The 21,310-nt window shown below is 41.3% G+C and carries 20 protein-coding genes; 18 read left to right on the top strand and 2 right to left on the bottom strand.

Translation table 11 applies throughout. From position 1 onward, the window contains the following. Positions 1–5: 5 nt before the first annotated feature. The 10 genes from BABA_RS11495 (at position 6) to BABA_RS11450 (ending at position 10,573) form a co-directional block, all read left to right on the top strand. Positions 6–830, top strand: coding sequence for a coiled-coil domain-containing protein (locus tag BABA_RS11495; protein WP_007085358.1), 825 nt, complete (start codon positions 6–8; stop codon positions 828–830). Between the two features lie 417 nt (positions 831–1,247). Next, the gene (locus BABA_RS11490; protein WP_007085357.1) at positions 1,248–2,192 is read left to right on the top strand and encodes a glycoside hydrolase domain-containing protein; all 945 of its coding nucleotides are present in this window, start codon (positions 1,248–1,250) and stop codon (positions 2,190–2,192) included. 143 nt (positions 2,193–2,335) lie between these two features. Beyond that, positions 2,336–3,568, top strand: a complete 1,233-nt coding sequence (locus BABA_RS11485) for an MFS transporter (RefSeq protein ID WP_040346056.1) — start codon at positions 2,336–2,338, stop codon at positions 3,566–3,568. Positions 3,569–3,823: 255 nt separating this feature from the next. Beyond that, a complete protein-coding gene (locus BABA_RS11480) occupies positions 3,824–4,798 on the top strand; it encodes an SIS domain-containing protein (protein ID WP_007085355.1) in 975 nt (324 codons plus the stop codon). 289 nt (positions 4,799–5,087) lie between these two features. After that, positions 5,088–6,368 (top strand): ABC transporter substrate-binding protein, encoded by a 1,281-nt coding sequence (locus BABA_RS11475; protein ID WP_007085354.1) that lies wholly within the window; start codon positions 5,088–5,090, stop codon positions 6,366–6,368. An 85-nt stretch (positions 6,369–6,453) separates the two neighbouring features. Next, positions 6,454–7,335, top strand: a complete 882-nt coding sequence (locus tag BABA_RS11470; RefSeq protein ID WP_007085353.1) for a carbohydrate ABC transporter permease — start codon at positions 6,454–6,456, stop codon at positions 7,333–7,335. Between the two features lie 2 nt (positions 7,336–7,337). Beyond that, entirely contained in the window at positions 7,338–8,192 is an 855-nt protein-coding gene (locus BABA_RS11465; protein WP_007085352.1) for a carbohydrate ABC transporter permease, read from the top strand. A 16-nt stretch (positions 8,193–8,208) separates the two neighbouring features. Continuing rightward, the gene (locus tag BABA_RS11460; RefSeq protein ID WP_007085351.1) at positions 8,209–9,027 is read left to right on the top strand and encodes a PfkB family carbohydrate kinase; all 819 of its coding nucleotides are present in this window, start codon (positions 8,209–8,211) and stop codon (positions 9,025–9,027) included. A gap of 89 nt (positions 9,028–9,116) precedes the next feature. Beyond that, positions 9,117–9,875: a GntR family transcriptional regulator gene (locus BABA_RS11455; protein WP_007085350.1), complete on the top strand. Its 759-nt coding sequence runs from the start codon at positions 9,117–9,119 to the stop codon at positions 9,873–9,875. Positions 9,876–9,925: 50 nt separating this feature from the next. Further along, entirely contained in the window at positions 9,926–10,573 is a 648-nt protein-coding gene (locus BABA_RS11450) for an HAD family hydrolase (protein ID WP_007085349.1), read from the top strand. Positions 10,574–10,759: 186 nt separating this feature from the next. On the opposite strand, the gene BABA_RS11445 is transcribed toward BABA_RS11450, so the two are convergent. Then, a complete protein-coding gene (locus BABA_RS11445) occupies positions 10,760–12,142 on the bottom strand; it encodes a L,D-transpeptidase family protein (RefSeq protein ID WP_007085348.1) in 1,383 nt (460 codons plus the stop codon). Positions 12,143–12,473: 331 nt separating this feature from the next. On the opposite strand from BABA_RS11445, the gene BABA_RS11440 reads away from it, so the two are divergent. Continuing rightward, complete coding sequence (locus tag BABA_RS11440; protein WP_007085347.1) at positions 12,474–12,983, top strand: DoxX family protein; 510 nt, start codon at positions 12,474–12,476, stop codon at positions 12,981–12,983. Positions 12,984–13,136: 153 nt separating this feature from the next. Here BABA_RS11440 and BABA_RS27300 read toward each other — a convergent pair whose 3' ends face one another. Next, positions 13,137–13,283 carry a hypothetical protein gene (locus BABA_RS27300; protein ID WP_157273169.1) on the bottom strand — a complete coding sequence of 49 codons (147 nt, stop codon included), beginning with the start codon at positions 13,281–13,283 and terminating at the stop codon, positions 13,137–13,139. Positions 13,284–13,465: 182 nt separating this feature from the next. Between BABA_RS27300 and BABA_RS11435 the strand changes: the two genes are divergently transcribed. From BABA_RS11435 to BABA_RS11405, 7 genes are all read left to right on the top strand, one after another. After that, positions 13,466–14,767: an ABC transporter substrate-binding protein gene (locus BABA_RS11435; RefSeq protein WP_007085346.1), complete on the top strand. Its 1,302-nt coding sequence runs from the start codon at positions 13,466–13,468 to the stop codon at positions 14,765–14,767. 91 nt (positions 14,768–14,858) lie between these two features. After that, the gene (locus BABA_RS11430) at positions 14,859–15,818 is read left to right on the top strand and encodes a carbohydrate ABC transporter permease (RefSeq protein ID WP_051186040.1); all 960 of its coding nucleotides are present in this window, start codon (positions 14,859–14,861) and stop codon (positions 15,816–15,818) included. Then, entirely contained in the window at positions 15,815–16,657 is an 843-nt protein-coding gene (locus BABA_RS11425; RefSeq protein ID WP_007085344.1) for a carbohydrate ABC transporter permease, read from the top strand. Before BABA_RS11430 ends, BABA_RS11425 begins: the two co-directional genes overlap by 4 nt. A 27-nt stretch (positions 16,658–16,684) precedes the next feature. After that, entirely contained in the window at positions 16,685–17,710 is a 1,026-nt protein-coding gene (locus tag BABA_RS11420) for a LacI family DNA-binding transcriptional regulator (RefSeq protein ID WP_007085343.1), read from the top strand. Positions 17,711–17,767: 57 nt separating this feature from the next. Further along, a complete protein-coding gene (locus BABA_RS11415) occupies positions 17,768–18,682 on the top strand; it encodes an ROK family protein (RefSeq protein WP_007085342.1) in 915 nt (304 codons plus the stop codon). Continuing rightward, positions 18,679–20,112: a glycoside hydrolase family 1 protein gene (locus BABA_RS11410; RefSeq protein ID WP_007085341.1), complete on the top strand. Its 1,434-nt coding sequence runs from the start codon at positions 18,679–18,681 to the stop codon at positions 20,110–20,112. Before BABA_RS11415 ends, BABA_RS11410 begins: the two co-directional genes overlap by 4 nt. 247 nt (positions 20,113–20,359) lie before the next feature. Beyond that, positions 20,360–21,298, top strand: a complete 939-nt coding sequence (locus BABA_RS11405; protein ID WP_007085340.1) for a metal ABC transporter solute-binding protein, Zn/Mn family — start codon at positions 20,360–20,362, stop codon at positions 21,296–21,298. Positions 21,299–21,310: the final 12 nt, after the last annotated feature.

Here is a 21,310-nt window from a genome sequence, read left to right as displayed (position 1 = left end):
AACATATGGTTACAACAAAATTACCAACAAACGCTGAATACGACAAAGCAATGGATGAATTAAGGAAGTTAAACGAAGATCTTTTTTACGATGATTTTAAGGAGAAAATCAAACTATTAGAGAGCAATCTTCAGCAGTTAGCCAAGGGCAGTGCGTCTGAGTTTAAAAAGGAAGCGGAAAATGTTGCCGGCCAGGCTAACCTAATACTCGGGCAAATGGAAGCACAGAAACAAGAAATCCGCGAGCTGATGGAGGCTGTTGAGAGTAGTAACAAGGATTTATTGGATCAAGCTGTTGCCTCGATTGAGTCTGTTTCTAGGCATGTAACGGAGTTTACCGAGAGGGTATCGGTTTCAGACGAAAGGAATAGACAATTTTTAGAGCAAAACGAAGAGTTTGTTACGCTCACAAGAGGACAGATCGCACAAACAGAGGAAAAGTTGGCTGCCCATATGGTGGCATTTCAGCGAACCGAACTTCACTTGGAACAGCTGCGCAATTCGTATGAAGACATGTTCCAAAAGCATTCCGAATCCATCAAAAGTATTATGGTTGTACGGGAAGAAGCATTTGTCGAAAAAGTCACGCGTCAGTTTGAAGAGTGGTCTGCAAAACAATCCGAGCAGGGGGAGGAGCTGCAAAGGCAAATAGATGCTTTGATTCAGGCACAAAGCAAACAAAGTCGGGAAATGCTAGAATCGATTTCGAATAAAATGCCTAGCAAAGAAGAGTTGGCTGGCGTTGAGAAAAGAAATGCGTTCAAAATGAACTTGCTCCTATCCGTTGTTGCGATTGAGGCCATTTTAATTGGGATTGGATTTTTTATGTAGAATATCGTTTTACTAGGTGCGTGTCCTGCAGGGACGCGCACCTTTTTTGGGGGCTCTGTTATAACCGAATGCTGATTCACTGTGTTTGAAAAATAAACGGAAGAATTCCGTTTAAATTGAAAAATACTCCTATTTCCATAAAAATAAAGGGAGGTTTTCCGGTTATATTATTCAAATCGTTGGATTTTGTCTTATTTAGAGCAGTTAATCGGAATCTCTACGCTTATATTTCCATCTTAGGCCACCTCTAAATACATTAGCCGGAAATTCTCCGTCTATGAATTTTCGGACTACACGAAAATCAACAATGAATAATAACAGGACCATGTTTTTAGACGGTTCGCTGCCTGCCCACACGCCCATATGACAATTGGAATAACTTGTTAAAAAGATTGTCATATGGAGGGAATAGATGATATGAAAAACCGCAAATGGTTTTGGAATGTTGTTTTAGGTACCGTCATTTTGGTTCTCCCATTACTTCTTGTTTTTTTCAACAGTCAACCAACTCAAAATGCCACTAATCCGCCGCAATCAATACAAAATGAATCAACTTCTCAAGAGAACCAGAGTCAGGAAACTTCAGCTGATTTACAGGATCCACCCCCAGCCGATTCAGGAAACCAAGGAGAACAGCCGCAAGCTGACCCCGCGACACAAGAGGAAGAGGAACAGCCACAAGCTGAGCCACAGCAACCAGCTCCAGAAGAAAAACCAACGATTGTTTGGGGAATCGACACGGCTTCGAAAATAGACCAAGCATTTTTACAGTGTGTGAAGGATAACTATGGAGAGCCAGCTGTGTTTGGGAGATATTTGGAGACCAAAGAAGGCATATCTATGGGGTTAACAAAAGAGGAAGCAGCTTTACTTCATGAGCAAGGAGCCAAGATTTTACCGATCTTTAACCATTTCACAGACGCTACTGGATATGAAAATGGGGTTACAGAGGCCAAGGAAGCCATTTCCTATGCTCAAAAATTAGGAATTCCTGAGGGCGTTGCACTTTTTGCTGATATCGAACCGAAATATCCAGTCGACGAGGCCTTTATTCGCGGATGGGTGGAGACGCTATTGGCATCGCCTTATAAGCCAGGAATCTACGGCATACTAACCCCTGATAGTAAGTTGTCTGCTGCTTATCAAGCGGCTGTTTCAAAAAATAAACAGCTTCAAGATCAAACCATTCTATGGAGCAGTAATCCAGACCCTGGTGTCACACCAAAGGATCAGGCACCTGCCTTTGAACCAGGCGCACCGGAAAATGTGAATGTTTCGATCTGGCAATATGGAATCGATGGGAAGACATGTAATATTGATACCAACCTCATCCAGTCTTCTGTTCTAGAAGCATTGTGGTAAATATTCCAATGGAAAAATGAAATAGTCTAAAAAACCTAGATTAGATGCGCTGATCCAATCTAGGTTTTTCCTGTTATGGTTGTTTGTTAGAAAAATAGTATAATATCCCTTAAATGCGTATAGATTTTAGGTACCCAGGGGGGATGTTTTTGAAAAATCATAGGGTTAATTATTTCATTTTATTATTCGTTGTTTTTGGCGGATTTCTGATCTTCGGCTTATCGGAAAATATTAAAGGGCCTGCGCTACCGAGCATGCAGTCTGAATTTAGTTTGAAGGAATCTCAGCTCGGTGTCCTGCTCGCCCTTAATTCGATTGGTTATTTGCTGGCGTGCTCCTTTACATCCATCCTTGCCAATAAGATTGGAATGAAATGGGTTGGGATTCTCGCGTTTGCCTCGATGGTTTTGGCGGGCTTCTGCATGTTTTTGTCTAAAGGGTATCCATCGCTTTCCGCTTCGTATTTTTTGCTGTACGTAGGAAACGGGATCCTTGAGATTGGCCTAGGGATTATGGCAGCCCGTATCTTTACGAAAAATACGGGAACGATGATGAATGTAGCGCACTTCTTTTATGGGCTTAGTTCGATTGGGGCTCCGATTTTAGGTGCCTCGATGATGGGCTGGCATGTTCTGGGCGGCGAACTGGGCTGGCGGGGCATGTATTTCATTATTCTATCTTTATCTATTATACCAATAATCCCTTCGTTGTTTGGAAGGTTTCCGGAGGAACTTCAAAGTGAAGGGGAATCCACCTCGTTTCGTGGTCTATTTCGGGATCCGATTGCTTGGCTGATTGTCGCTGTTCTTTCGTTCGGCGTGGTGTCGGAGATGGCGATTGGCAGTTGGCTTGTCTATTATCTGCAACATGCGTATGAGTGGTCATTAAAAAGATCGTCGGAAATGTTGTCCTTATTTTTCCTTCTTTTCACGCTTTCACGGCTGTTTGTCGGCCCAATCACGGATAAATTAGGTTATACCCTGTCAATTATGCTATTTTCTGCTTTTTCGGGTGCATGCAGTCTTGCGGCGGTTTTTATAGGGGAAACGGGCGCGGCTTTATTTGCGATTGCAGGGATTGGGATTGCCCCGATTTATCCAACGGTCATGGCGCTGCTTGCTAAACGGTATGCGAAAGGTGTAGGGACTGCGATAACCTTTACGGTTACGATCCTGGGGATTGCAAGTGTAATCGGAAATTTGCTCATCGGAGTCATTATCGATTTTATCAATCATTTTTTTGGAAAAGGTCATGGGAACGATCTGATTGGCCTCCAGGTTGGCTATGTATTTATCGCAGGCATGGCTATCCTTTGTTCCCTTTGCTGCGTGCCGCTGTATAAAATGCTTCGAACGCGAGATGGTGGACTGGTTTAAGGAAATTGGGACTTGGTGTTAAAGAGAGTAAAGGCACGCTTGCAATTGCAAGTCGTGCCTTTTTAGTGCATAATTTCCGAATTTCTCTTTGGGTACGATTCATTGGACTGGGTTTATTTCCGCTATTTTAAAATTTAAAGATGTTTCAAAATAATTAAACTAAATATTAAAAAGTGTTTGACAATTCATCGTTAGGCCTTTATGATTTAACTAGGATATCATATGATGTCATATTAATTTTAGGGGGTAATGATAGTGAAAATTGAACACGTTAACCAAATTGCTGCTGCGGTAAATGCAGTAAAAGCAACAAGTGTGAAGAACTTTTATTTTGTAGCATGTGGGGGTTCCATGGCATCCCTAGCTACAGGGGACTATTTCCTAAACAGAGAGATTTCTATTCCGTCTAGAGTTTACACATCTAATGAGTTTGTTCATGTTAATCCTAATGGACTTGGCGAAGGCAGCGTCGTTATCCTTCGTTCCCATTCTGGAACAACCCCTGAGACAGTCGAGGCTGCACGATTCGCTAGAGAAAAAGGAGCAGTCACCATTGCTGTTTCGATGGAAGTAGAATCACCGCTTTGTAAAGAAGCCGAGTATACCGTACATTACAACTATAAAGATGGTTCTGATGTTATTGATGGTGAAACGGGAGTCTATTATAGCCTGATCTTTGGTATCTTGAATGCGGTTGCTCCAAATGAGAAGTATGAAAGAGTCATTAAACAATTAAACCAACTAGAAAATCTATTTGAAACGAATAAGAAAAATACGTATGATCAAGCGTTCCAATTTGGCAGCGATTACAAGAGAGATAAACTTATTTACACAATGGGAAGCGGTGCCTACTATCACCAGGCCTATTCATTTACAAGCTGTCTCTTAATGGAAATGTTATGGATTCATTCAAATGCGATTCATACGGGTGAATATTTCCATGGGCCATTTGAAATAACAGACTATGATGTTCCATTACTTATCATTAAAGGAGAAGGTCCTACCCGCTCGTTAGATGAAAGAGCTATTACCTTTGCTCAGAAATTCAGTAAGAAAGTAGAAGTAGTTGATGTGGCAGAACTAGACTTTACAGGTATTGACGAAGATCTCAAAGAATACTTTGGACCTGCAGTTGCTGGAGCCGTGTTACGACAATATGCTGATGGACTAGCAGAGCACACGGGTCACCCGCTATCTGTAAGACGTTATATGTGGAAAATGGACTATTAATCTCACACTGCATAAATTCACAACGCAACAGGAACATAATAGATTATAGAATGCAGTAGAATTCGATTGGAAAACAATTTACAAGTGGACATGGTTCAGTTGAAAGTTAATCTATTTTGCGTTGGTTCTACACCTAATTGAACTCACTCCATTTATTATTCATTTTTGGCTGTGTGAACGTGCCAGTTGATTTACTGGAGACTTCTTACTCCAATAACCATCTTCTACAGTCTTTCACACAGTCAGGATTTTTTAAAAAAGTTCAGGCAAATATAAAGGAGTGAATGATGTGAAAAGATTAATATCAGTGTTGACTGCAGTCATTATGCTTATATCTTTGGCAGCGTGTTCGTCTTCAACCAGTACCAAGGAAAAGAAATCATCCAATAAAGATGTAGTAGAAATCAACTTCTTCCACAGATGGCCAAACGAGCCGAGGAAATCCTTCTATGATAAGAAAGTCAAAGAATATGAGGCAGCACACCCAAATGTAAAAATTAAAGTGAATTCTGTTTTGAACGATTCTTATAAAGAAAAAATAAGGGTATTGGTTTCAAGCGATGATCTTCCGGATGTTTTCTCCTCTTGGTCTGACTCTTTCGCAGCAAATCTTGTTTCGTCAGGCAGGATCATGCCTTTAAATGATATTCTGGCGGAAGATAAAGAATGGTCGGATAATATTATTGAGTCACAGTTTGCTGGTTTTACCTTCGACGATAAAACGTATGGTGTGCCATTTACGGTTGATGGAAAAGCTTTCTTCTATAATAAGGAAATTTTCAAAAAGAATAATATAGAAGTTCCTAAAACGTATTCAGAATTTATCGATGTGCTTAAAAAGCTTCAGAAAGCCGGATATGAAACACCGCTAGTTGAGGGATTAACGAATGGTTGGGCCATTTCACACTATATGGGGACTATTTTCCAAAGGGTAGTTGATCCAGCGGTAACGGCTAAGGATTATAGTGATAAAACAGCCGAATTTAAGGATGAAGGCTATGTAAAAGGATTAGAAATCTTTAAAGAGTTAACGAAATATATGGGAGATGTGTCAACTGCCATTGACCATGAAGCAGCAAGAAATATGTTTGCCAGCGGGGAAGCCCCGATTGTTTACATGCAGTTTGCTGAAATCAAATTGGTAGAAGATCAAACCAAGCTTGACTTTGGATTCTTTGACTTCCCTGAAATCGAGGGTGGAAAGGGAGATTCAGGTGCCCTTACAGGTGCACCGGAAGGCTGGATGTTAAGCAAGAATGCGCCTAAAGAAGCAGTGGATTTCTTGAAATTCTTAACTTCAAAAGAAACCGCTTACGAGTTCACGAAAACAGATGGCCAGATGAATGCCATCAAGGGTGCTGTGGATGAAGGAAATGCTTCTCCGGCCATATTGGAAGCTTACCAAATTGTCTCAAATGCTACTAAGACGACACCTTGGTTTGATAACGCTGTCAATATCAAGCTTGCAGATATCTTTATGAGAGGCGGACAGTCCTTAGCAAACGGACAGTCGAAGCCAAAAGATGTGATGAAAGAAGTTCAAGATGAAGCTGAACGTTTGAAAAAGTAAAATCGAGTCCCCTTCCCCAAGATTCAGCAACGACTGTGAATCTTGGGGAATTTCTAAATAGAGTCAATGATCAGGGGTGGAGCAAATGCTTAGAAAGAAAAAAATATTGCCTATTTTGTTCTTGCTGCCAAGTCTCGCTTTTCTACTCATTTTTGTTTATATTCCACTTTTACAAAACTTCTACAATAGCTTTTTTGACTTCTCTGTTTTCTCGCAGACAAAGACGTTTGTTGGGTTGGAAAATTTCAAGGTGTTGTTAGCTGATAAGGTAGTAAGTATAGCATTAATAAACAACGTAAAGTATTCGATTATTTCTGTTGTGTTACAGGTAGGTTTCGCTTTAGTATTAGCTTATATTTTAGAAGATAAGGTTTTTAGTAGAATCGCACCATTCTTGCGTGTAGTTTATTTCATACCTGTTATGATCTCGATTTCCGTTATTGCCTTACTTTTTGGATTTGTCTACAATCCTCAAATGGGTCTATTAAATAGTTTTTTAGAACTAGTTGGCTTGGACAGCCTCGCCGAGGTTTGGCTTGGTAAACCTAAAACAGCCATTTATGCGGTAATTGCCATGTCTCAATGGCAAAGTATTGGCTTTATTACGATGTTATTTATTGTTGCGATTCAGAAAATTCCAAAGGAGCTTTATGAAGCTGCTGATATAGATGGCGCTGGCAAGATTAGAAAGTTCTTTAGTATTACGGTGCCGCAAGTGAGAGAATCCATTTTTGTCAATACGTTAATTACGATTACTGGATCCATGCTTGTATTTAACGAACCGTATATTCTTACTAATGGCGGCCCGGGATTTAGTTCAATGACGATGTCTGTTCATATGTATCAAACTGGATTTGTAAAAGATAATATGGGCTATGCATCGACACTAGCTATCGTTATCTTTATTCTGACAGCGGTGCTTGCCCTTGTTCAAATACGGTTGTCACGGACGGGAAAGGATGATTAATAATGGCTAAATTCGGTAGATCATCTCGTAAATTTAGAGAATTTGGAACAGGCGAATTTATAACCTTGCTGGTGCTGGTGGCCTTTGTCATCGTCATCCTTTACCCGTTGATTTGGATGGTCATTTCATCGATGAAGAGCTATGAAGAGATTTATAATGATGTCTGGGGGCTCCCGAGTACCTGGATCGTTGAAAACTATTCACTTGCCTGGTCAAAAGGGATATCTGGCTACTTCGTAAATAGTTTGATTGTGACAGGAACAACGATTATTGCTGTCCTGATCATTGGCTCTATGGCGGCCTTTGCGCTGGCAAGGTACAGAACCAGATTAATCGATTTGGCGCTAATTTTTACCATCGGCGGTATGATGATGAATCCTCAGGTTGCCTTAATTCCCTTGTTTAATATCCTGAGTTCATTTCATTTAATTAATACACATTGGGCGTTAATCTTTACGTATATTGCGTATCGATTGCCGCTAACGATCCTGCTGCTGCGTGGTTATTTCTTAAGCATCCCGAAAGAGCTGGAGGAGTCAGCTATTATTGATGGATGTTCAGAATTTGGCATTTATCGAAGAATCTATCTGCCGATGTCGACACCGATTCTGCTGACCACCGTTGTATTAACCGCCTTCTTTGCTTGGAATGAGTTCTTATTCGCGACGATTTTTATTGATTCCGAGTCATTGAAGACCATTCCTTCAGGGTTAATGAACTTTAGAGATGCACTAAGAACTGATTGGGGAGTACTCCTTTCAGGAATGGTTATCGCCTCATTACCAATGGTAGCACTGCTCATTTTCTTGCAGAAGTATTTAGTTAGAGGATTATCTGAGGGTTCAGTAAAAGGATAAAGGAAGAGTGGATCTTATGAAAATAATTGCGATTGGTGATAATGTTGTAGATTGTTATTTGGATCAGGGGAAATACTATCCTGGGGGAAACTGTGTCAATGTAGCGGTAAACTGCAAGCGTTCAGGTGCGGATGAAGTTAGTTATATCGGGATTTTTGCCACCGACGATAAAGCTGCTCATTTGAAAAATGTCCTCAAGCAAGAGGGGATCCATTTTGAAAGATCGAGGGTTGTAGAAGGAATAAGCGGCCAGCCTGGAGTCAATCTGACCGAGGATGGCGATCGTGTATTCGTGGGCGGACCAAAGGATACTGTTCAACATATGGTCAAGTTAAGATTGATTCCGAAGGACTATGAATATGTGAAACAGTTTGATGTTTGCCACACTAGCTGTTATTCTTCGCTTGAGGAAGAACTTCCCGGCCTAGCAGAGCATATTAAAGTTTCCTTCGATTTTTCAGATAAATATGATCCAGCCTATCTAGCCAAGGTCTGCCCTCACATCTCACATGGATTTTTCTCGGGGGCACATTTAAGTGACGACGAATTGGAAAAGTTAGTGCAGGAGCTGGAAAAATATAATCTAGAAACTGTGGGAATCACACGCGGCGCGAAACCAGCCTTGTTTATTTATCAAGGTGCCCGCTATTTCCAGGATGTGTATGAAACAGAAATTGTGGATACCATGGGAGCCGGGGATAGTTTTATTGGCGGGTTTCTGACCGCCTATTACAACCAGGAGAACCTTCCTCAGGCGTTGGATTTTGCTGCGAAATGTGCATGCAAAACCTGTGGCTTTTATGGAGGGTTTGGATATCCGCAGAATTTACAATAAATTGGATAAAGATTTGCGAATTGCAAGTAAATTTACTTTAAAGTTGCTATAGTAATAGTAAAGTAAATTAACTATGAAGAGGTAGTCTTATGACAAAGGATAAAACAGTTAATACAGAGAGCCCGGTTTTTTTATATGACCAGGTGAAAATGGAAATCAAAGAAATGATTAGCAGGGGTGAGATCGCTGCAGGGCAGAAGCTGCCAAATGAGAAGGAATTATGCGAGACCTTCAATGCCAGCCGGATCACGGTTAGAAGGGCACTGAAAGAACTAGAGAGTGAAGGTGTTTTAGAAATCCTTCATGGTAAAGGAACGTTTGTTAAAAGTGTGAAACAAAAAATTCATATCTTGAATTTACAAGGCTTTACCGACGGGCTGGCAGCGGGTGAGAACGGTTTTACAAAGGTAGTTCTGCTGAATAAAATTGAAACTGCTGATGCAGAGCTGATGCAAATTTTTCAGCGTGAGGAACCTTTTGAAATCGTCAAGCTCGTTCGATTAATTAAAGATGGAAATAGTATATTTAGTGTTGATTTTGCTTATTTACCCTGTGATATTTATCCAGGCATTTCCGATAAGATTAAGGATAATGTTTCGACCTTTAACATTATTCATAATGATTACGGTATAAAGTTCGTAAGGGCGAAGAAAGAAATGGAATTTCTTAATCCCTCCCAAGATATTTGCAAGCTATTAGAAATATCGAGGATGGATGCAGTCATTCAAATAAAGAAGTTGATTAAGGACCAGGATGACGTACCTGTCCATTACTCTTTATATTATCTTCTGGCAAATAAGGTAAATTTCTATATTGATGTTGATTGGGATGAGAATGTTACTTTTTAAAAGGCAGACCTATGACGTGTAGGTCTCTTTTTCTATATGAGGTGATTATCGTGAAAGCAATTATTTTCGATTTTGATGGGTTAATTGTGGATACCGAATCAATCTGGTATGAGTGTTTTAGGGAAGTGCTAGCTGCCAAAGGGCTTGATTTAACAATTGAACAGTTTTCGAATGTAGTTGGCACGACTGGCGATGTTTTATACGATTATATCAGGCGGAGCCTTCCATCTCCGGTTTCTCTTGAGGAAATACGAAGATCCGCACACGTGCTTTTTTCGGCAAAAATGGGTGATCCCGTTTTAAGAGATGGGGTTGAGAATTACCTAAAGGAAGCAAATGATTTAGGACTGAAAATAGGTCTAGCCTCAAGTTCCAGTCGTGATTGGGTAGAAGGCTATCTGAGGAAATTACAAATTTTTGATTGCTTTGATGCCATCAAAACCAGGGATGATGTGGTTGAGGTTAAGCCCCATCCCGCATTGTATTTGAAAACACTCGAGGCTTTGTCCGTGTCCCCCTCAGAAGCGGTTGCTTTTGAAGATTCGCGAAATGGCCTGCTAGCTGCAGTAGCGGCCGGCCTCCCCTGCATCATGGTTCCAAACGGTGTAACCGCTCATTTGGACTTCACCGAAGCAATCCACCAAATACCCTCAATGGCAGAGGTAAAATTGGGAGAAATTTTAAAAGTGGTTAGCTGAACATCCGAAGGAGGAACGGTGCTAGTAGTGGAAATCGAAAGTTTTCTTCAGATTTCAAAAGAAGAGAATCCCTTTTGTAAAAGGCTCTTTTGTGTGGATTGGCCTTTTACAAAATTCTAAAGCCCGACTAACTCCTATCAGTTAGTCGGGCTTTTTTTGCGAAACTTTGGGGAACCGTCCCCAGTTTCAATAAATAATAACAGGTTCGTTTTTGTTTAGGTTGTCATATACGGCTTTCATGATGCTTGGCTGGGTGTTGACGCAGCCGCCGGATCCTGCGGTGAGATAGGCGGTGCTTTCCCAGTTTGTCCGCCAACTGGCATCGTGGAATCCGCATCCACTGAGTGTAAATGGTGCCCAATATTGGACTTTAACCGAATAACTCCCATGACCTACACTCGTTCCATTGAGTACGGATGGTGTTTTTTTATACATGATATACCATACTCCTGGCGGGGTATCTTCCTTGGTGTCATGTCTGCCGGTCACCACATTGGTGGTGAGGGCTAATTTTCCATTTTTATAAATCCAAATGCGTTGTTCGGCAATGGATACTTCGGCATAGGTGTCGCCGATGCCATTGTTGGTGGTCGTATCAAAGCCGGTGCCGTAAGTACTCCAGCCCACTCCGTAAATGTGTTTGGCTTCGAGTGACTTTTCCCCTTTTTCAAAAGCTGCCTTCACTTGCTCTGTTTCCTTATCGACTTTCAGTGCCCAGCCATAGGATTGTCCTTTTACGGATATGACCGAACCGGAATGGGTTTTAAAGGTGAAATTTTTATTTAGTGTGGATTGAGAATTGTTAATTTCCGTCACCTTATTTTTAATATCCGCTGGGTCAATACTTACCTGCAACTCCTTTGTTACGGTGGCATTTTTAATTAAATCACTGCCTTTTAAAGAATAAACTTGATCCTGTACTTTATAATCAATGGTTCGTTGCACAAGTTCTTGCAGCGTTTTCTGTTCCTTTTTTATGATCGGACTGTCCGCTTTAATCGGCTGAATGTAGGCGGGATCTAGATGGATTTCACTTGTATAATCATAGTCTTGGTAAGCCTTCATTAACAGAGCGACATCGTGCTGCTTCCCATCCACGCTTTCAGAGACGATGATTTTCCCTTGTTCCAAGCGTGCCTCCGCATCTTTGGGGACTAGTAAGCTAGTATTCATGGAAATAAGCTTATCCTCTACAAGTTTTTTCATGGTTTGGCTCCGATATTGATCGTTTTTGCTTGGCTTTAGCATATAATTTTTTGCCTTTGAGGAAGGCCAAAAGGTCTGCTGCTTTTTTAATAGTTTCGTAACACTAGGCAAATCTTTAGAGGTGAATCCCATTTTCGTGTCTTTGCCATCGAAAATTTGATCTTGCCCAACATACACTTTATTTTTTAATACAGATGATTCTAGTCTTTTTAATGCCTGCTCAGCCGTCAGTCCGCCGACTTTTGTGTTGTTGATTGTAATATGCTTGTTAAACTGGGTGGATTGATGATAATAGATACCCGCAAACACGATCGCGAGGATACCAATAACACTACTTACTATAATGATTCGAGATTTACGCAAGACCTTCACCTCATTGATGATTTGAGTATATTGAATAGTTGAATTATTCCAGTTAAAAATCCATTATCTTCTAGGGTATTTTTGACTAAACCTATTATACCAAAAAAATAGTAAAAATTACGTAAAGCAGGGGATGGTTCTCTGCTTTATTTTCATGATGCAGAGAACCGTCCCCTGCTTCATTAGTTCACAATAACTTCAAGACTTTGTTACTAACTTGTGAAATGTATCACAATCACTCTTTTTATCTTGGGAAAGGTGATAATATATAAGTGTAGTAAGAAACAAACAAAATCTTGTCATAAACTTATCCTAAGGGAGATGGAGTATTATGTTAAATCTTTTAAGAAAAAATACTATTGTTGCGGGGATATTGGCATTCATTCGTATTTATATAGGTTATCAATTTTTACATGCAGGTTATGGAAAATTAACAGGCGGCGGCTTTGATGCCAGTGGATTTTTGAAAGGGGCGATTGCGTCTAGCACTGGGGACCATCCGGCTGTCCAAGGCTGGTGGGCCACATTTTTAGAACAAGTTGCCTTGCCAAACGCGGATCTGTTTTCTTTCTTAGTGCAATGGGGCGAAGTGTTAGTCGGAATTGCATTAATCCTAGGCCTGCTTACTAACTTTGCGACATTAATGGGAATGGTCATGAATTTTTCTTTCTTATTCAGTGGCACCGTAAGCACAAACGGACAAATGATTCTATTAGCCTTCTTCGTCCTAGTTGCCGGAGCAAATGCTGGTAAATTCGGTTTAGATCGATATGCCATGCCTTATGTACGGAAGTATTTTGCTACCAGAGGTCATCATAAAAAAGGCACAACGGTTGCTTAAACTAGTTAAGTAGGGTGGAGACGTTATCGTCTCCGCTCTATTTTTTTAGGAAAAAGCTAAGATGCATTCATTCGCACTTTTCTTTAATGGCCGGGTTTTGTCCGATGATGGAGGATAGAAGTGGGAATAAGAAGAGGCAGGCGATAGAACGGATTAAACAAAAGAAAAGTGAAGCAAGAGAACCGTCCCCTGCTTCATTAGGAAACCGGTTTCTAAAATAAAGGCATTCCACTGAAATAACGATTGATTTTTCAGAAAAATAGATTTATAATCACTAATGAAAGCGGTTTCCATACTCAATATATAAACCTTCTAAACTAATTATAGAAACCGGTTTCCAAAATATAAAGCTATTATCTCGTTTTTGAAGAACGGCACAGTAATGGAGGTGGGGGGTACATAGATAACACGATCTGATTTATTTTTGCGGCAGTATTCCATTTGTTGAAAGCCTGACAAAACAATTTTAGGGGGAATCTCAATTGAAAAGCTTGAAAAAACTGGCTGCAATAGGATTATCAACAGCTCTTGCCTTTTCGCTAGCAGCGTGTAATGGCAATGAAAAGGCTTCTACTGACAAGGGTGAAAGCAGCGGAGATAAAAAAGTCACCTTAAACTTCTGGGCATTTGGTGCTACTGGATATGAAGATTTAGCGAAAGCATATGAAAAAGAAAACCCTGGTGTCAAAATTAAGGTGAGATCGGCCGAAACGGCTGAGCATCATGATGCCTTATTTACTGCCCTTTCTGCCGGAAGCGGTGCACCGGATATCACCATGTTAGAAATTGACCAACTAGATCGCTTTAAAGCGGCACAAGACCGCTTCGAAAACTTATATGATCTAGGTGCGAAGGATATTAAGGATCAGTACCTTGATTGGAAATGGAAAACAGGTGAGAACGACAAAGGTGATTTCTTAATTGGCTTGCCAACAGATATTGGCCCGAAAGCCTTATACTACCGGACAGATGTTTTTGAGGCTGCAGGTCTGCCAACAGATCCAGAAGAAGTGACAGCATTGATCAATTCACCAACTACATTTGAAGAAGCTGGTCTCAAAGTGAAAGAAAAAACAGGAAAGCCATTTGTAGATAGTATTGAAATGGCATTCAGAGCTTACTTAGACGGTGCCAAAGAAACATTCCTCAACCCTAAAGGGGAGTTATTGCTAGAGAAGGATGGAAACTCCGTTAAAAAGGCCTATGATTATGCCGTGAAATTAAACAAATTAGGCGTTGTTGGTAAATTTGAAATGTGGTCACCAGAGTGGGCAAATGCCGTGAATAAAGGGGAATTTGCTGCTGAATTAGGGGCTGGCTGGTTAAAAGGCTGGATGGAAGGCAACGCGAAGGAAGCTGTTGGTAAATGGAAAGTGGCGACACTGCCATCTGAATTTGCAGCAAACTGGGGCGGCTCCTTCATCGCGATTCCAAGCGAAACCAAGCATGCAAAAGAAGCCTATAAATTTGCAGCATGGTTAATTTCTCCAGACAATCAATTGAAATCTTTCCAAGACAAGGGACTTTTCCCTTCTGCACAATCGGTATATGAAATGGATGCCTTTAAAAGTAACCAAGATGCATTCTTTGGCGGGCAAGCAACTGCGCCTGTATTTGCAAAGGCTGCACAAGATATCAATGGTGCGGTTTATAAAGGGGAAAAATACTTCCCAATCTATTCAGAAGTGTTGAATGCCTTGAAAAATGTTCAAAATAAGGGGACGGATCCTGAAAAAGAATGGAAAGATGCTGTTAAGCGCGCCGAAGGTTTGTTAAGCCGCTAATTCGATAGTTTACTAGAAATAAGGAAGGTGGATCTGGCGGATCCTGAATGGCATGCGCCACTTCCACCTTGACCTGAAACGAGGTGTAAAAATGGATCCAGTGAAGGCGAATCCCGCCAGTAATCATGTAAAAATAAAAAAGAAGCGATATAGGTCTGAAGCGAAGAAAGACATGATTTCCGGCTATTTATACATTGCGCCTTTCTTTATTATTTTTGCGATTATTGGTTTGTATCCGGTATTATTTAGTATTTATTTAGGGTTTCAAAAATGGAACGGCCTAAGTCCGATGACATTTGTGGGATTGGCTAATTTTAAACTTGTCTTAACAGACCCCCTTTTCTGGAAATCGGTTTATAATACGATTGTCATGGGAATCATGGGCACTGCCCCGCAATTAGTGTTTGGAATCATTTTTGCCTATTTATTGAATCTAGCCTTTCTTAAATTTAAAAACTTCTTCAGGGTCACCATTTTTATGCCCTATATTACGTCAATGGTGGCGGTAGCCCTTATTTTCAGTGTGCTGTTTAGTGACCATGAATCCTCTTTGGCCAATTATGTTTTAAGTCTCGCGGGGCTTGACCCGGTGAATTGGGGCAGTTCTGAATGGGGAACGAAAATTGCAATCTCAATTATGGTCTTTTGGCGGTGGGTTGGCTATAATACGATTATTTACCTCGCTGGAATTCAAAGTATCCCAAATGATTTGTATGAAGCCGCCACCATTGATGGGGCAAATAAATTCCAGCAGCTCCTCTATATTACGATGCCCATGCTGAAGCCGTTTATTGTTCTCACCGTCTTTACCTCAACGGTTGGGGCACTGCAGTTATTTTCTGAACCGACCGTATTTTTAGGGAATAGTGCCTTTACGAGGGATGAGGCGATGACGATTGTGATGTATTTGTATCGTGATGCCTTTAAATTACAATCCTTTGGTACTGCTTCAGCTACCGCGATCATTTTATTAGTGTTGATTTCAGCGTTTGCGGCAATCAATGTATTCTTAACGTCTGGTATCGGCCGAAAGAGGAGGAAAGGACAATGATTAAACTAGAAAAATCAAGAAAGTTGTCCGGCGGGAAACTCCTCGTGTATGTATTTTTGTCCCTTGCTGCGTTATTATCACTATTTCCGTTTTATTGGATGTTTGTGATGGCCACGAGTCCCAGCTCAGCCTATAACTCGATTCCGCCTACCATCACGCCAGGGAGCTTGTTGGTTGAAAACTTTAAAAAGGTTTTAAATCAAATTGATTTCTTCCAGTCGATGTGGAACTCCTTTGTGATTTGCGGCGTTGTGACGCTGGTTGTCTTGTTTATTAGTTCATTAGCGGGTTTTGCTTTTGCGAAGTTTCGATTCCGCGGAAAAAATATCTTCTTTGCTGCGATTCTGTTAACGATGATTATTCCACCGCAATTAGGATTAATCCCGCAATATTTTCTGATATCGAAGGCGGGATTGCTTGATACCTTACCTGGTGTGATGATTTTGTTCTTTTTAAATCCGCTGGGCATCTTTCTTATGAGACAATATATCAGTGAATCGGTTCCTGATGAGTTAATCGAAGCGGCCAAATTGGATGGCTGTTCAAACTTCCGAATTTATCGCAGTATTGTCCTGCCGATTATTCTGCCGGCCTTTGCCACCTTAGGAATTATTGTCTTTACGGCTGCATGGGGTGAGTTCCTATGGCAGTTTACTGTTTTGCGCGATCCGGAAAACTATACGATTCAGGTGGCATTAGCTCAATTAAGCAATACCCGAAATGTGGACTTTGGGATGATTATGTCAGGAGTATTCTGGGCAACTGTGCCGCTATTGGTGGTTTTCTTATTCTTTAACCGATTATTCATTTCGAGTATTACCGATGGTTCTGTGAAATAACATTTTTTGAAAATAGAAGGGATTAAGATGAATTTAACCATTAAGGATATTGCACAATTGGCAGGTGTTTCTCAAGGCACCGTTTCAAAGGTCATTAACAACTACGAAGGAATTAGTGAGAGTACAAAGAAAAAGGTTATGGATATTATTAACCAAAAAGGTTACGAGCCTAACTTTTCTGCCCGATCATTGGCAACGAAAAAGTCGAATTTAATCGGGTTAATTTATGCCGGGAAGATTAATGTGGATATGACTCACCCTTATTTCAATGAGGTAATTTCCTCTTTTAAAAAAAATATTGGTTTACTTGGGTACGATATTTTAATGTTTTCAAATGAACGCTTTCAATCGGATAATGGCAGTTATTTAGCTAGATGCCGGCATTTCCACGTCGACGGCTGCTTGATCATTGCTGGGGAGGAAGTGGAGGAGTCCACTTTCGATTTGGCTTTGGAGGGTCTGCCGTGTATCGGGATCGATATTGAGTTAAAAGGACCAAAATCTAGTTACATCATGACCGACAATGTGGATTTATCAAGAAAAGTGGTGGAATATTTATACCTCCATACGATAAAAAAAATCGGTTATATTGGCGGCAAATTCGACTCCGCTGTTTCTACTTTTCGCAAACAAGGATTCCTGGAAGCGATGAATCAATTTGGTCTTGAGATTCGTGAGGAATGGATTCAGTATGGTGATTTTCACGAGGAAAGCGGTTATGCGGCGATGAAGAAAATACTCCAAAGTAATGAACTGCCTGAAGCTGTTTTTGCCACCTCAGATTTAATGGCACTCGGGGCGTTGCAAGCGATCAAGGAAGCTGGTTTACAGTGTCCGCAAGACATCCGGATTGTTGGCTGTGATGATATTGCCGCCTGCCGCTACAGTGAACCGAAACTGACAACGGTGAAACAGGATAAAGAGAAATTTGGAAAATTATCCGCCTATATGCTCGATGATTTAATTAATGGCAGGTCACAATTAAAACCGGTCTTTATTGACTCTGAATTAATCATCAGGGAATCATGCGGAACACATTCCACCCTCCGCTAAAGGGCAGGGGATCATTTTTTTAAAAAGTAAGAAGTAGGGTTGATTGGAGGTCATGTGGTGAATTACTACGCGGTGCTTGATGTTGGAGGTTCTTCTATTAAATATGCCCTTATGGATGAATCGGGTGCGTTTATTGAAAAATCATCCGTTCCCACTCCAAAAATGAGTCTCAACATGTTTATCGATACAGTTGATTCTATTGTTAAGAATTTCCAAAAACACCATGTGTTAAAAGGCTTGGCCGTTAGTATGCCTGGTGCGGTGAATGTTGAAACCGGAATGATTGAGGGGGTCACGGCACTCCCTTATATTCATGGACCCAATATGAAGGAACTGCTTCGGGAGCGAACGCAGTTACCGGTTGAACTTGAAAATGATGCGAATTGTGCTGGACTGGCGGAAGGCTGGATTGGTGCAGCGAAGGATGTTAATGATTTTCTTTGTATTGTGATTGGCACCGGTATTGGCGGCGCGGTGGTGCTTGATAAAAAAGTCCGCCATGGAAAAAATGGTTTTGCGGGAGAATTTGGCTATATGTTGATGGAGGACTACCCGAGGAGGCAGTCAGGAGAAACGTGGAGTTCTTTAGCTGCTGTTGGCGGCTTGATTAATCAGGTGGCCAAACGTAAAGACGTAGATCCCGATGAACTTACCGGTAAAAAGATATTTGCTCTGGCTGAAAATGGGGATCCAGACGTACGGGATGAGATTGAAAAGTTTTTGCATCGGCTCGCTGTTGGTATTTATAATTTACAATTCATTATCGACCCGGAGAAGATTTTGATTGGCGGGGCCATCAGTCATCGGGAGGGCTTTGTTGAACAGCTTAACGAAACGTTATTGCAAATGAAATATGATCAAGAAGGTTTAACGATCCAAGTGGAAAGATGTAAGTTCGGCAATGATTCTAATTTAATCGGTGCCTTATACCACTTTTTGCAGCGGCAGAAGGAAGGGAGATTGAAGTCATGATACATAAAACACTTAAACCGTTTCCACAAGACTTTTTATGGGGGGCTGCATCTGCTGCCTACCAGGTTGAAGGTGCATGGGATGTAGATGGGAAAGGGGTTACGAACTGGGATCAGTTTGTTCGTATTCCTGGTAAGACCTTTAAGGGAACAACGGGGGATGTGGCCGTTGACCACTATCATCGTTTTAAGGAAGATGTCCGTTTGATGGCGGAAATGGGCTTGAAGGCGTATCGTTTCTCCGTATCGTGGGCGCGTATTTTTCCAAATGGACGAGGCGATGTCAACGAGAAGGGCATTGCGTTTTATGACGAGTTAATTAATGAACTGCAGAGCAATCAGATTGAACCGATTTTGACCTTGTATCATTGGGATTTGCCGCAGGTGCTACAGGATGAATATGGCGGCTGGGAATCGCGAAGAATTATTGAAGACTTTACGAATTATAGTGTGGAATGTTTTAAACGTTTTGGTGACCGTGTGAAATACTGGGTCAGCCTGAATGAACAAAATATTTTTACAAGCCATGGGTATGTTCACGCCACACATCCACCGGGTATCATCGATCAGAAGTTGTTTTATCAGGTGAATCATCATGCAAATCTAGCCAATGCCAGTGTGATCAAGGAATTCCGTAAATTTGTCCCGAATGGCCAGATTGGCCCGAGCTTTGCCTACTCACCGGCCTACCCTGCATCGTCCAAGCCGGAAGATATCTTAGCTGCGGAGAATGCGGAGGAACTAAACAACCATTGGTGGATGGACATTTATGCTTGGGGGAAATACCCGAAAGCAGCGTGGAATTACCTTGTTGAGCAAGGCCTTGCGCCGGTAGTGGAAGAGGGGGATTTTGCCTTATTAAAAGAAGGAAAGCCAGACTTTATGGGTTTAAACTATTATCAGACCACGACATTTGAAGCGAATCCATTAGAAGGCGGTGTTGGTGCCGGGGAAATGAATACAACCGGCATCAAAGGGACGTCAAAGGATACAGGCATTCCTGGGCTGTTTAAAACAACGGTGAATTCAAACCTGGAACGCACGAATTGGGATTGGAATATTGATCCGCAAGGACTAAGGATTGCGCTTCGCCGGATCACAAACCGGTATGATTTGCCGATTTTGATTAGTGAAAATGGGCTGGGGGAATACGATAAGCTTGAGGGGCAGGATCTAATCCATGATGATTACCGGATTGCATACCTCCGCGCCCATGTTGCGGCCATTCAAGAAGCGATTTCCGATGGTGTCGATATGCTGGGCTATTGTGTCTGGTCCTTCACCGATCTATTAAGCTGGCTAAATGGTTTCCAAAAGCGCTATGGGTTCGTCTATGTCAATCAGCACGAAGAAGGAATCCATGACTTGCGTCGGATCAAAAAGGATAGCTTCTACTGGTACAAACAAGTTATTGAAGCGAATGGACTTTAGGGAGCGGGGGTGATTACCCTTGCTTCTTTTTTTGATTGTATTGGTTCGTTCGTAGTGGTGTTTTGCCACGAACTAGTCACAGGTAAGTGGCACTTTGAAATGTCGAAATATTGCGATTGTTTTCTATTGACCTTATCTTGGTTTCAAGTTAACATAAAGTTGCATTAAGGAAAAATATTTTACACAATATAAAAAACATGGCATATTATAAAATAATTGCCATAATACTAGATTGGAGGGTTTGATTTTGATTCAGGCAATAAAAAAGTTGGCGTTAATAGGGTCTGTCCTCGTGTTTTCATTGGTAGGCTGTTCCGCTGCGAATGTGTCGAATGAAGGGGGGGAATCCGGGAAAATCCAGGTTACCACAACCATCGGAATGATTAATGACATCGTGAAAAATGTTGGTGGAAACCATGTGGACACAACGGGCTTAATGAAATCAGGGGTTGACCCGCATCTTTATAAAGCCTCACAAGGAGACATTAAGAAGCTGGATACAGCCGATATTATTTTTTACAATGGGCTCCATTTAGAGGGGAAAATGGTTGATATTTTTGAAAAAATGGCAAAGAAAAAGCCAACTATTGCCGTCACGAAAAATATTCCTGAAGAAAAACTTCATTCCGCGCAGGATAGCTCCCAAGGCTTCGACCCCCATGTTTGGTTTAATGTGAAGCATTGGATTTCCGCAACAGAAACGATCGGCGAGGAACTTTCAACGTTCGATCCAAAACACGCTGATGACTTTAAAAAAAATGCCGAAAAGTACATTGATCAATTGAAAGAGCTTGATGAATACGTAACAGAACAAATTGCCATGATTCCAGAACAGACTCGAGTCTTGGTGACTGCCCATGATGCTTTCGGTTATTTTGGTGAGGCGTACGATATTAAAGTGATGGGACTTCAAGGCATTAGTACGGCTTCCGAATATGGGTCAAAGGATGTTAGTGAACTACGAGACTATCTTGTGAAAAATAAAATCAAAGCCGTTTTTGTGGAATCAAGTGTTCCGAAAAAAGCAATCGAAGCTGTGATTGAAGGGGCAAAAGAAAAAGGCCATGAAATTAAAATTGGCGGCGAACTCTTTTCGGATGCCATGGGAGCGGAAGGAACGGAGGAAGGTACCTATTTAGGCATGGTTAGACATAATGTCGATACGATTGTGAGTGCATTGAAATAAAAGGAGATGATA

The sequence above is a fragment of the Neobacillus bataviensis LMG 21833 genome (genome assembly GCF_000307875.1).
GTDB lineage: Bacteria > Bacillota > Bacilli > Bacillales > Cytobacillaceae > Neobacillus > Neobacillus bataviensis.
Note: the sequence above shows the minus strand (reverse complement) of the source record. Positions and strands in the feature narration are given on the sequence as shown.